At 66.7% G+C, this 12038-nt stretch carries 13 protein-coding genes; 8 read left to right on the top strand and 5 right to left on the bottom strand.

The window, feature by feature from the left end; translation table 11 throughout:
* Positions 1-111: 111 nt before the first annotated feature.
* The 7 genes from ACCC94_RS22755 (at position 112) to ACCC94_RS22785 (ending at position 5429) form a co-directional block, all read left to right on the top strand.
* Positions 112-1902 (top strand): DUF294 nucleotidyltransferase-like domain-containing protein, encoded by a 1791-nt coding sequence (locus ACCC94_RS22755; protein ID WP_413351849.1) that lies wholly within the window; start codon positions 112-114, stop codon positions 1900-1902.
* On the top strand, positions 1899-2525 hold the full coding sequence (locus ACCC94_RS22760) for a 3'-5' exonuclease (RefSeq protein WP_413351850.1): 627 nt from the start codon (positions 1899-1901) through the stop codon (positions 2523-2525). Before ACCC94_RS22755 ends, ACCC94_RS22760 begins: the two co-directional genes overlap by 4 nt.
* A gap of 121 nt (positions 2526-2646) precedes the next feature.
* On the top strand, positions 2647-2805 hold the full coding sequence (locus ACCC94_RS22765) for a DUF3309 family protein (RefSeq protein ID WP_413351851.1): 159 nt from the start codon (positions 2647-2649) through the stop codon (positions 2803-2805).
* A 316-nt stretch (positions 2806-3121) separates the two neighbouring features.
* A complete protein-coding gene (locus ACCC94_RS22770; RefSeq protein WP_413351852.1) occupies positions 3122-3421 on the top strand; it encodes a hypothetical protein in 300 nt (99 codons plus the stop codon).
* 167 nt (positions 3422-3588) lie between these two features.
* Positions 3589-4401, top strand: coding sequence for an SDR family oxidoreductase (locus ACCC94_RS22775; protein WP_045210280.1), 813 nt, complete (start codon positions 3589-3591; stop codon positions 4399-4401).
* Between the two features lie 241 nt (positions 4402-4642).
* Positions 4643-5068: a hypothetical protein gene (locus tag ACCC94_RS22780; protein ID WP_413351854.1), complete on the top strand. Its 426-nt coding sequence runs from the start codon at positions 4643-4645 to the stop codon at positions 5066-5068.
* 31 nt (positions 5069-5099) lie between these two features.
* Positions 5100-5429: a YnfA family protein gene (locus ACCC94_RS22785; RefSeq protein ID WP_413351855.1), complete on the top strand. Its 330-nt coding sequence runs from the start codon at positions 5100-5102 to the stop codon at positions 5427-5429.
* Positions 5430-5699: 270 nt separating this feature from the next.
* Here ACCC94_RS22785 and ACCC94_RS22790 read toward each other — a convergent pair whose 3' ends face one another.
* From ACCC94_RS22790 to ACCC94_RS22805, 4 genes are all read right to left on the bottom strand, one after another.
* Complete coding sequence (locus ACCC94_RS22790) at positions 5700-5930, bottom strand: YheU family protein (protein WP_413351856.1); 231 nt, start codon at positions 5928-5930, stop codon at positions 5700-5702.
* Between the two features lie 69 nt (positions 5931-5999).
* Entirely contained in the window at positions 6000-7220 is a 1221-nt protein-coding gene (locus tag ACCC94_RS22795; RefSeq protein WP_413351857.1) for an osmoprotectant NAGGN system M42 family peptidase, read from the bottom strand.
* Positions 7217-9016, bottom strand: coding sequence for an N-acetylglutaminylglutamine synthetase (gene ngg / locus ACCC94_RS22800; protein WP_413351859.1), 1800 nt, complete (start codon positions 9014-9016; stop codon positions 7217-7219). The genes ACCC94_RS22795 and ngg overlap by 4 nt, the downstream gene beginning before the upstream one ends.
* 72 nt (positions 9017-9088) lie before the next feature.
* Complete coding sequence (locus ACCC94_RS22805) at positions 9089-10858, bottom strand: N-acetylglutaminylglutamine amidotransferase (protein WP_413351860.1); 1770 nt, start codon at positions 10856-10858, stop codon at positions 9089-9091.
* Between the two features lie 132 nt (positions 10859-10990).
* On the opposite strand from ACCC94_RS22805, the gene ACCC94_RS22810 reads away from it, so the two are divergent.
* A complete protein-coding gene (locus tag ACCC94_RS22810) occupies positions 10991-11470 on the top strand; it encodes a MarR family winged helix-turn-helix transcriptional regulator (protein WP_413351862.1) in 480 nt (159 codons plus the stop codon).
* 16 nt (positions 11471-11486) lie between these two features.
* On the opposite strand, the gene ACCC94_RS22815 is transcribed toward ACCC94_RS22810, so the two are convergent.
* The coding region (locus ACCC94_RS22815; RefSeq protein WP_413351863.1) for a sulfite exporter TauE/SafE family protein at positions 11487-12038 on the bottom strand (552 nt) is incomplete at its 5' end.

Below are 12038 nucleotides of genomic sequence, written 5' to 3' on the forward strand. Positions count from 1 at the left end.
ATTCCCATGGCCATGTGTTGCGGCCGCCCACTGATAGCCTGCCCCCGGATGGCGGGGCGGGGGGTGGCGACACCCCCGGCCCCGCGCTTTTTTGACCGGGATGGAAAACGGATGTCCGACGATTTCAACTTCGCCTCGCCACCCTTCGACCAGCTCCGCCCGGTGCAGCGCGAACAGCTGCGCGACGCGCTGAGCGTGGGCTACTACACGGTGGGCGAAGTGCTGCTCGAAGCCGGCGCGCCGGTGCCCTGCCTGTTCATCCTGATGAAGGGCGTGATCGAGGAGCGCGGCGAGGACGGCAAGCTCTTCGCCCAGTACGGCGCCGAGGACCTGTTCGACGTGCGCGGGCTGTTCTCCGGCAGCAGCAAGCACCGCTACCAGGCGGTGGAAGAAAGCATCGTCTATGAGCTGCCCGCAGCCGTCTTCCATCAGCTGTGTGCGGACAATCCGCCCTTCGCCCGTTTCTTCCGCGCGGACCTCGCCAGCAAGCGCCAACTGGAACGCCGCGATGGGCAGAACCTCGCCGAATTCATCCTCACCCGCATCGCCCGCGAACACCTGCTGCCGGCCATCGAAGTCGAGCCGGGCCTGCCCCTGGGTGACGCGGCGCGCCTGCAACTCAGCCGTGGCGCCGACGCGCTGCTGGTGCGCGAGGACGGCGCGCTGGGCATAGTCACCCGCACCGACCTGATGACCGCGCACTTCCGCGACGGCTTCAGCGAGGCGCAACCCATCGGCCCGCTGGCGCACCGCCCGTTGAGCCACGTCGAACTGGGCGACTTCCTCTTCGACGCCATGATCCTCATGACCCGCCAGCGCATCGAACGGGTGGCGGTATGCGAGGAGGGCAGGGTGGTCGGTCTGCTGCACCTGACCCAGGTGCTCAGCCTGTTTTCCACCCATTCCCACGTGCTGGCGCTGCGCATTGCCCGCGCCGAAAGCGAGGCCGAGCTGCGCGCCGCCGCCGAGACCCTGCACACGCTGATCGCGACCCTGGCCGGCAATGGCATCCGCCTGCGTTTCATCATGCAACTGGTCAGCGCGCTCAACGAACAACTGCTCGAACGCCTCTTCGAACTGCAGGTGCCGCCAGTCCTGCGCGGACGCTGTTGCCTGCTGGTAATGGGCAGCGAAGGGCGCGCGGAACAGTTGCTGAAGACCGACCAGGACAATGCACTGATCCTGGATGACGGCCTGCCGGTGGAGCAGGGCCTGTTGCTGATGCAGCGCTTCACCGCCGCGCTGCTGGAATTCGGATATCCACCCTGTCCCGGCGGAGTCATGGCGAGCCGGCCGGACTGGTGCAAGCCCTTGTCGCAGTGGCAGCGCGAGTTGCGCGAGCTGCCGCTGCAAGGTCGTCCCGAGCAGCTGATGCGCCTGTCGATCCTCGCCGATGCCTGGCCGGTGGCGGGCAATCGGCGACTGTTCGACAGCCTGCGCGAATGCCTGAGCGACCTGGCCGGCGACAGCGGTCGCTGGATGAGCGAGCTGGCCTTGCCGGCGCTGCAGTTCGACACGCCGCTGACCTTCCTCGGCCAGTTGAAGACCCAGAACGCGCACCTGGATGTGAAGCGTGGCGGCATCTTCCCCATCGTCCACGGCGCCCGCGTGCTGGCCGTGCGCGAAGGACTGGACGAGCGCGGTACGCTCGGCCGCCTCGCCGCCCTGAAAGCGCTCGGTGTGCTGGATGCATCGCTGGTCGACAACCTGATCGAATCCTTCGAGCTGTTCCTCCAGCTGCGCCTGCGCCAGCAACTGGACGGCCAGCGCGACGGCCGCGAACAAGGCCTCGATGTTTCCCGCCTGAGCCGTCACGAGCGCGATCTACTGCGCTTCGGCCTGCACACGGTGAAGAAGTTCAAGCAGAGCCTGACCCGCCAGTTCCACCTGGAGACCCGATGAACGCCTGCGTCGCTGCACCCGCTCCGCACTGGTCCGCCTGGCGTCGTCGCCTGTACTGGTGGCGTCACGACCCGGCGGAAGCGGAAGAGCTGGTGTCGCTGGACCTGGAAACCACCAGTCTCGATCCGCGCAAGGCCGACATCCTCAGCATCGGCGCCGTGGTGATCCGCCATGGCAAGCTGATCCTCGGCGAGCGCCTGGAACTGCTGGTGGAGCCGCCGCCGTCGCTGGACGGCGAGTCCATCCGCATCCACAAACTGCGCCGCGCCGACCTGGAAGGCCAACTACCGCTGGCGGAGGCGCTGCGCCGCGTTCAGGCATTCGTCGGTGACCGGCCGCTGCTGGGCTACTACCTCTCGTTCGACGTCGCCGTGCTGCGCCGGCATCTGCGCGAGCAGCTCGACGCCCGGCTGGACAACCCCCGGGTAGAGGTCTCTGAGATCTACCACCGCAAGATGAGCCGGCGCTTCCCCGACCTGCACCTGGACCTGCGCTTCGACACCCTGGCGCGCAACCTGGACATCCCCATCGAAGGCCGCCACACCGCCATCGGCGATGCGCGCACCGCCGCGCTGATGTTCCTGCGCCTGCGCAAGGGCTCGTTGCCCCGCGACCTTGGCTGATTCCTGGCTCGCGCAGATTCTTTGAATCTTCCGGTAACCGTCTCGGTCGGTATCTACAAGCGCTGGCCACTCGCACCCCGCGAGCCATCGCCCCTCGTCGACTGAAAAGAGGAGAGACGATATGGGACTCGGGACAATCCTGTTGATCATCCTGATCTTGATGCTGATCGGCGGCCTGCCGGTCTTCCCCCACTCGCGTAACTGGGGTTACGGCCCCTCCGGTGTGATCGGCGTGCTGCTGGTCGTGCTGCTGGTGTTGTTGTTGCTCGGACGGATCTGAGCCTGGCTGGAGCACCCTCTCCCTAACCCTCTCCCTGAAGGGAGAGGGGACTGGTTCGCTGCCGGCTGAAGCTGATGTGTCAGGCGATGCGGATAGCTCCCTCTCCCTTCAGGGAGAGGGCGGGGGGAGAGGGCATAGGCTCGCGCGGAATTTCCAGGGGGAACCAGAAGCGGAACCGCTTGCTCCTCGCTCCGGCGGGTATCGGCTTTCTCCACATCCGTCACAGCGCCGATACGCCACAGGGTGATTCGTCGCACAGCCCGTCGGGAATGCCTGTACTAACATACTGGGCCTTTGCCATCAGGGAGTCGTAGGGATGCTGGGCGTTGTACTGGTCGTGCTGGGCGTCGTGTGGTTGCTCCTCCAGTGCGGGCTGGGCCTGCCGCCGCTGGCCGAAGCCATGACCCTGGACCCGGTGGCCAACCCGGACCGCTATTGGCAGTTCGCCTTCCTCGGCCCGGCCCTTCCGGTGGCACTGGGCGTGTTCATGTTGCGCTACCGCATCAGCGGCTTCGCCCAGCTCAAGCGCGAGCGCATCAACTGCGCCGCTCACCTGCTCGTTTCCGCCGGCATCGCCCTGGTGCTGGGCAAGCTCTGCGTGCTCCTCCAGGCCTGATCGCAGCGCCTGCGCAGCGCTAGTGCGCCGGCGGTTTGCCAGGGGCATTCAGCGCCCTGATTTCACCGCTGGAAGCGGAAAGCCTTGGTTACACTTCGGCCCACAGTCGTCGACAGAAGTTGTCGATCACCCGTCCCGAACAAGACAAGAAAAGGCAGACCTCCCCTATGCAAAATCGCATCATGATCACCGGCGCCGGTTCCGGCCTCGGACGCGAAATCGCCCTGCGCTGGGCCCGCGAGGGCTGGAAGCTGGCGCTGGCCGACGTCAACGAAGCAGGCCTGCAGGAAACCCTCAAGCTGGTGCGCGAGGCTGGCGGTGATGGCTTCACCCAGCGCTGCGACGTGCGCGACTACAGCCAGCTGACCCAGCTGGCACAGTCCTGCGAAGAGAAGTTCGGCGGCATCGACATCATCGTGAACAATGCCGGTGTCGCTTCCGGCGGCTTCTTCAGCGAACTCTCGCTGGAAGACTGGGACTGGCAGATCTCGATCAACCTGATGGGCGTGGTCAAGGGCTGCAAGGCCTTCCTGCCGCTGCTGGAGAAGAGCAAGGGGCGCATCGTCAACATCGCCTCCATGGCCGCGCTGATGCAGGGCCCGGCGATGAGCAACTACAACGTGGCCAAAGCCGGCGTGGTGGCGCTCTCGGAAAGCCTGCTGGCGGACCTGTCCCTGGTGGATGTGAAGGTCCACGTGGTCTGCCCGTCGTTCTTCCAGACCAACCTGCTGGATTCCTTCCGCGGCCCGAGCCCGGAGATGAAGACCCAGGTCGGCAAGCTGCTGGAAAGCTCGCCCATCAGCGCCGCCGACATCGCCGACTACATCCACCAGGAAGTGGCCCGCGACGTCTTCATGATCCTGCCCCACGAGCAGGGCCGCATGGCCTGGCAGATCAAGCAGCAGAACCCGCAGGCGATCTACGACGAGATGGCGAAAATGGCGGAAAAGATGCAAGCCAAGCGCCGCAGCTTGTCTTGATTTTCAGTTCCCAATTGCCCCCTTTCGGTGCAATGAAAGAGAGGGCTTGCCCAGGTCGGTGCAAAGGGTTAGTTTTAGTCACCGGCCTGCCTGGCTGATGTACGTTGGACCCCGGTGAAAGCCCCGCTCATTTCGCGGGGCTTTTGCTTTTTCGGACTACTGCGCAGCTGTGGGGATACGCGCTTTGCGCCGTGACAGGCCTGTGTTAGAAGGCTTGCGTGTCATTGAAGGAAGAACCCGTTTGCACTGTGAATCCATCGTCTATGGCTGCATCCGCGACTGGCCCGGCGACTCGATGGAGCGCCGCCTGCGCCGCGCCGCCAATCGCAAGGTGCTGGACAGCCTGCCCATGGGCGAGGCCTGGCCCTTCCTCGGCCGCGAGATGTTCAGCCGCTGCGAGACCGAAGGTGCGGGCCTGTACCAATCTCAGGTAATCCATTTCGGCGCCAGCTACCAGACCATCGAATACGAGTGGAAACTCTGGGTCGAACAGTTCGAATCGCTGCTGCGCCGCCTCTACTGGGCCAGCGCGGTGGTGCACCTGGAAACTGAAGTCAACGGCAGCCACACCTTCCGCTGGGAATCCGAGAACGGGTTCCACAGCCCGCGCGAAGGCGAGCTGAAAGTGCGCTGCGCCTGGGAACGCGAAGGCGGCCTGCGCGGCTGACCGGCGCACTTCCCGTCACGGAAAGAACCCCATGATCAACTACCTCTGGTTCGTCCTCGCCGCGTTCTGCGAGATCGCCGGCTGCTACGCCTTCTATCTCTGGCTGCGCCTGGACAGGAGCGCGCTGTGGATCATCCCCGGCCTGCTCAGCCTGACACTCTTCGCGCTGCTGCTCACCCGCGTCGAGGCGAACTACGCCGGGCGCGCCTATGCCGCTTACGGCGGTATCTATGTCGCCGCCTCGCTGTTCTGGCTGGGTTTCGTAGAGAAGAGCCGGCCGCTGTGGAGCGACTGGGTCGGCGTGGCGCTGTGCGTCATCGGCGCCAGCGTGGTCTTGCTCGGGCCGCGCCTCGCGCCTTGAGCGGGAATTCGGCCAAACCTGTAGGAGCGAGCTTGCTCGCGAACAGAGTAACCGGCGGCACAGGCATGGCCGGCGAGCGCAGGGTTCGCGAGCAAGCTCGCTCCTACGAAGAGCCTGCACCGTCCAGCCGCTGAGCTTCGGCGTAGGATGGGTGGAGCTTGCGATGCCCATGCTGTGGGCGCGCGCAATCGATGGGTATCGCTGCGCTCCACGCCATCCTGCGCGGCATTTACCTGGCGCGACGGCCATGGGCGTTCCTGCAAGGCGGTGTCAGTCCTCCAGCCACTCCCTCGGCACTTCGCTTTTCAGCATCAGCTGGCACTGCTGGCTTTCCGGGTCAAACACGATCACCGCCTCGCCGCGCTTGAGTGCATCCCGCGCGCGCTGCACACGCACGTCCAGAGGCGTGTCGTCGCCGTTGTCGGTGCCTTCGCGGGTGACGAAGTCTTCCAGCAGGTTGTCGAGGGTGTCGGCTTCGATGAGCTCAAAGGGAATCAACATGGCTGGCTACTCGGGAGTCGTACTCAAAATCGCAGCGCGGGATTGTAGTCCCGCGCTGCGCCGAGTGCTTCAGTTCTTGTTCCGGTCCGGGTCCTTGCCCTTGTCGGAGCTCCCATCGCTGTCGATCAGCTCGTCCACCGGCGGCACATGGGTGGTGCTTTCCATGTGCACCGGGTGCTCCAGTTGCTTGCTGAAGCGCTCCAGCGTGCCTTCGCTGGGCTCCGCGTCGCTGTCGAACACCGGCGGGCTGAGCATGTACGCCGTGAGCAACTTCGACAGCGCGGCGAGGCTGTCGATATGGGTGCGCTCATAGCCGTGGGTGGCATCGCAACCGAAGGCCAGCAGGGCGGTGCGGATGTCGTGGCCGGCGGTGATCGCCGACTGGGCATCGCTGTGGTAGTAGCGGAACAGGTCGCGGCGCACGGGGACTTCGTGACGCTCGCCCAGGCGCAGCAGGTGGCGCGACAGATGGAAGTCATACGGCCCGCCGGAATCCTGCAGCGCGACGCTAACCGCGTGCTCGCTGGAGTTCTGCCCCTCGGCCACCGGTGCGATGTCGATGCCGACGAACTCGCTGACGTCCCAGGGCAGCGCGCCGGCCGCGCCGGAGCCGATTTCCTCGGTGATGGTGAACAGCGGGTGGCAGTCGATGGGCGGCACCAGGCCGCTTTCCACTATGCCCTTGAGCGAGGTGAGCAGCGCCGCGACGCCCGCCTTGTCATCGAGGTGGCGAGCACTGATGTGGCCGCTCTCGGTGAATTCCGGCAGCGGGTCGAAGGCGACGAAATCGCCGATGGCCACGCCCAGGGACTCGCTGTCGGCACGGCTGGCGGTGTAGGTGTCCAGGCGCAGTTCAACGTGGTCCCAGCTGATCGGCAGGGTGTCCACCGCGGTGTTGAAGGCGTGCCCCGAAGCCATCAGTGGCAGCACGCTGCCGCGGAATACGCCGTTCTCGCAGAACACCGTGACCCGGCTGCCCTCGGCGAAGCGGCTCGACCAGCAGCCCACCGGAGCGAGCGCCAGGCGGCCGTTGGGCTTGATCTCGCGGACGATGGCGCCGATGGTGTCCAGGTGCGCCGACACTGCGCGGTCCGGGCTCTTGCGCCGGCCCAGCAGGGTCGCGCGGATGGTCCCGCGGCGGGTCATCTCGAAGGGCACGCCAATCTCCTCCAGCCGTTCGGCGACATAGCGCACTATGGTGTCGGTGAAGCCGGTGGGGCTGGGGATGGCGAGCATTTCCAGCAGCACGCGCTGCAGGTAGTTCAGGTCCGGTTGGGGCAATGGCGTCATGCCGGGGCCTCCTCGTTGGGGTGAGGCTGGTCACGGTTGTCGCGGTACAGCAGCTCGCGGCTGAGCGGGAAGAGCAGGTCGACGAAGCGCTCGGCGGTGGGCTGTGGCTCATGGTTGGCCAGCCCGGGGCGTTCGTTGGCTTCGATGATCACGTAGTCCGGCTGGTCGGCCTCGGTGACCAGCAGATCGAGGCCGGTGACCGGAATCTCCAGGGCCCGTGCCGCGCGAATGGCGGCGTCAGCGAGCGTCGGGTGCAGGCGTTCGGTGACGTCTTCGAGGATACCGCCGGTATGCAGGTTGGCGGTGCGCCGTACGGCCAGGCGTTGGCCGCTGGGCAGCACGTCGTCGTAGCCGAAGCCGGCGGCGGCCAGGGTGCGTTCGGTCTCGCCATCCAGAGGAATGCGGCTTTCGCCGCCGGTGGCGGCCTGGCGCCGGCGGCTCTGGGCTTCGATCAGCTTGCGGATGCTGTGCCGGCCGTCACCTATCACTTCGGCCGGGCGGCGGATGGCGGCGGCAACCACTTCGTAGCCGATCACCACGATGCGCAGGTCCTGCCCGGCGTGGTAGCTCTCGAGTATCACCCGGCTGTCGAACTGCTTTGCGTGGGCGATGGCGTTCTCGACTTCTTCCGGTGTGCGCAGGTCCACGGCGACGCCCTGGCCCTGTTCGCCGTCCACCGGCTTGACCACCAGCGCGCCGTGCTCTTCGAGGAACGCGGCGTTTTCTTCCGCGCTGCCGGCGAGGCGCTGCTGCGGTTGGCGCAGACCGGCGCGGTCGAGGGCGCGGTGGGTGAGGGTCTTGTCCTGGCACAGGCTCATGCTCACGGCGCTGGTGAGATCGCACAGCGACTCGCGGCAGCGGATGCGCCGGCCGCCCTGGGTGAGGGTGAAGAGTCCGGCGTCGGCGTCCTGCACCTGTACCTCGATACCGCGACGATGGGCCTCGTCGACGATGATCCGGGCGTAGGGATTCAGGCCTTGTTCCGGGCCGGGGCCGAGGAACAGCGACTGGTTGATGCCGTTCTTGCACTTCACCGCGAAGGTCGGCAGCTCGCGGAAGCGCAGCTTGCGGTAGAGCGACTTGGCCTGCTGGTTGCCGTGCAGCACCGACAGGTCGAGGTAGGCCAGGCCGCGGCTCATGAAATGCTCGATGAGGTGACGCACCAGCGCTTCGCCGACGCCCGGCCGGCTGGACTGCGGGTCCACGGCCAGGCACCAGAGGCTGGAGCCGCCCTCAGGGTCGCGGAAGGCCTTGGCGTGGTTGATGCCCATGACCGTGCCGATCACCGTACCGGTCTCGGCATCCTCCGCCAGCCAGTAGGCCGGACCGCCCTGGTGCCGTGGCGTGACCTTGGACGGGTCGACCGGCAGCATGCCGCGCGACAGGTACAGGCGGTTGATCGCCGCCCAGTCGTCGTCGCTGTGCACGCGGCGGATGCGGAAGCCACGGAACGGACGGCGCGCCGGGCGGTAGTCGGTGAACCACAGGCGCAGCGCGTCGGAGGGGTCGAGGAAGAGTTGCTGCGGGGCGTGGGCCAGCACCTGCTGCGGCGCCGCCACGTAGAGCGCTATGTCGCGTTCGCCGGGCTGTTCGTTGAGCAGTTCGGCGGCGAGCTTGTCCGGGCTGGAGAAGGTATGGCCGATCAGCAGCCGGCCCCAGCCGCACTGCAGGATCAGCGGGCCGTGGCTCTTCTCGTGCTCGCCGGCGAAGCGCGCCTGCAGCCGCTCGTAGGTCGGCGCCTGGCCGCGCAGCAGCCGCTGGTTGTGGGGATGGGGCAGGTTGGAATGGGGTTTCATCTTGCGCTCCCTGATAAGGCATCTGTCCTGGGCTGAAAGGAAAGGCGGCGTCGTACCCGACGCCCCCGGGCTCTAGAGGCCTTGTTCCGTCAGCCAGAGGTTGAGGGCCGCCAGCTGCCACAACTTGGAGCCACGTAGCGGGGTGAGGTCGCTCGCCGGGTCGCTGAGCAGGCGGTCGAAGATCGCCGGCTCGAAAAGCCCGCGGTCCTGGCTCGGGTCCAGCAGCAGTTCGCTGACCCAGGCGCGGGTATTGCCTTGCAGGTGTTTCAGGCCCGGCACCGGGAAATAGCCCTTGGGCCGGTCGATGACCTCGCTGGGGATGACCTTGCGCGCGGCCGCCTTCAGTACCTGCTTGCCGCCGTCGCCGAGCTTGAAGCGCGCCGGGATGCGCGCCGACAGTTCTGCCACGCGGTAGTCTAGGAACGGCACGCGGGCCTCCAGGCCCCAGGCCATGGTCATGTTGTCCACGCGCTTGACCGGGTCATCCACCAGCATGATGGTGCTGTCCAGGCGCAGTGCCTTGTCCACCGGGTCTTCCGCGCCGGCCTGGGCGAAGTGCTCGCGGACGAACTCGCTGGCCACGTCTTCCACCCGCAGGGCTTCGCGCACGGTGTCCAGGTATTCGCCATGGCTGCGGTCGAAGAACGCCGCGCGGTAGGCCTGCAGCGGGTCTTTCGCACCGGCCACTTTCGGGTACCAGTGGTAGCCGGCGAACAGCTCGTCGGCGCCCTGGCCGCTCTGCACCACCTTGCAGTGCTTCGAGACTTCCCGCGAGAGCAGGTAGAAGGCGATGCAGTCGTGGCTGACCATCGGCTCGCTCATGGCGCGGAAGGCCGCTGGCAACTGCGCGATGACTTCGTTCTCGTCGATGCGCAGCTGGTGGTGACGGGTGCCGTAGCGCCTGGCGATCAGGTCCGAGTACTGGAATTCGTCGCCGCGCTCGCCGCCGGCGTCCTCGAAGCCGATGGAGAAGGTCAGCAGGTCCTCGACGCCGGCCTCGTGCAGCAGGCCGACCAGCAGGCTGGAATCCACCCCGCCGGACAGCAGCACGCCGACTTCGCGCGCGGCGCGCTGGCGCACGCTGACGGCGTCGCGCAGGCTGCTCAAGAGGCGGTCCTCCCAATCGTCCAGGGTCAGTTCGCGCTCGTCCGGCAGCGGGCCGTAATCCAGGCTCCACCAGCGCTGGCGCTCGACATTGCCCTTGGCATCGATGGCCATCCAGGTCGCCGGCGGCAGCTTCTGCACCTTCGCCAGGAGGGTGCGTGGCGCGGGCACCACGGCATGGAAGTTCAGGTAGTGGTTGAGCGCCACCGGGTCCAGCGTCGCGTCGATGTCGCCGCCCTTGAGCAGCGCCGGCAGGCTGGAGGCGAAGCGCAAGCGCTGGCCGGTCTGCGACAGGTACAGCGGCTTGATGCCGAGGCGGTCGCGGGCGATGAACAGACGCCGTTTGTCGCGTTCCCAGATGGCGAAGGCGAACATGCCATTGAGGCGGGGCAATAGTTGTTCACCCCAGGCGTGGTATCCCTTCAGGAGTACTTCGGTGTCGCCACCGGAAAAGAAGCGGTACCCCAGCGCTTCCAGCTCGCTGCGCAGTTCGGGGTAGTTGTAGATTGCCCCGTTGAACACCAGCGAAAGGCCCAGCGCGGTATCGATCATCGGCTGCCCGGAAGCTTCGGCCAGGTCCATGATCTTCAGGCGCCGGTGCCCCAGGGCCAGCGGCCCTTCGCTGTGAAAGCCCCAGGCATCGGGGCCTCGCGGGGCGAGGTGATGGGTGATGCGTTCGACTGCGGCAAGGTCCGCAGCCTGGTTATCGAAACGTAGTTCTCCTGCTATTCCGCACATGTCCTTACCGGATCTCCGTTGGGGATGAAGTGGGTGGCGTCTCAAGGGCGCCTTAGGGGATGACCCGGTGATCCGGCGAGAGTTCTATTTGATTTCATTGAGGAAAAGTGACGAAGCAGCAGGTGGACTGAAATGGCCGAGAGCAAGACTTCGATGCGCAACGCCCACGCACTCGCGATGTTGCAGGCCCTGAGACGGCTGCAGCAGGCGGCGGAAGTGCACTCCAAGAGCCTGGGCCGCGACGGCGAACTGACGCCGCTGCAGCTGCTGATCCTGCAGGTGGTGGAGTTGGAGGGGGAAATAACCGCTGGTCAGTTGGCGCGTCAGGTGGCGTTGTCGCAGTCGTCGATCTCCAGCGCGCTGACCCGCCTGGAAAGCAAGGGGCTGCTCACGCGCCGGCGCGATGACGACGATCGCCGCAAGCAGTGGCTGAGCCTCGAAGCCGAAGGCGCCCACGCCTTGCACCATGGCCCGGCGCTGTTGCCCGAGCACGCCCTGGAGCGCTTCGCCGGCCTGCCGGAGTGGGAGCAGCACGCGATCCTCGCCGGACTGCTGCGCGCCGCCGAACTGTTCGAGACGCCGGGAGCCGGGGCCGAGGAAGAAGAGTTCTAGGCCCTGTTGAAAGCCGTCAGCTCATCAGCTTCTGCGCGGCCAGCGACAGGCTGACCGCCACCAGCATCAGCGCGAACAGACGCTGCAGCGTCGCGCCGCCCAGGCGCAGCGCCAGGCGATTGCCGAACAGCACGCCGAGCGCGCCACCTGCCGCCAGGCTCGCCAGCAACGGCAGCGGCGGTTGGGCATGGGTGAGGTAGAGCAGGAAACCGCCGCCGGACACCAGCGCGATCACCGCCATGGACGTGGCGGTGGCCGCCAGCATCGACAGCGGCGTGAACCACAGCAGCCCCGGCACGATGAGGAAGCCGCCACCCACGCCCATGAGGCCGGACAGCAACCCCACCGCCAACCCCACGCCCAGCAGCGGACCGTTGCGCACCGGTTGGTTGCACGTGCGTGGCTGGCTGGAGCCCTGCCACATGCGCCAGGCCGACCACAGCACCAGCAGGCAGAAGCCGACGATCAGCCAGGCATCGGGCACGAACTTGCCCAGCCACTGGCCCGCGGCATTGCCCGGCCAGCCGGTGATTACCAGCCAGAACAGGGGCTTCCACGCCACCTGGCC

The sequence above is a fragment of the Pseudomonas sp. Pseusp97 genome, assembly GCF_047304025.1.
GTDB lineage: Bacteria > Pseudomonadota > Gammaproteobacteria > Pseudomonadales > Pseudomonadaceae > Pseudomonas.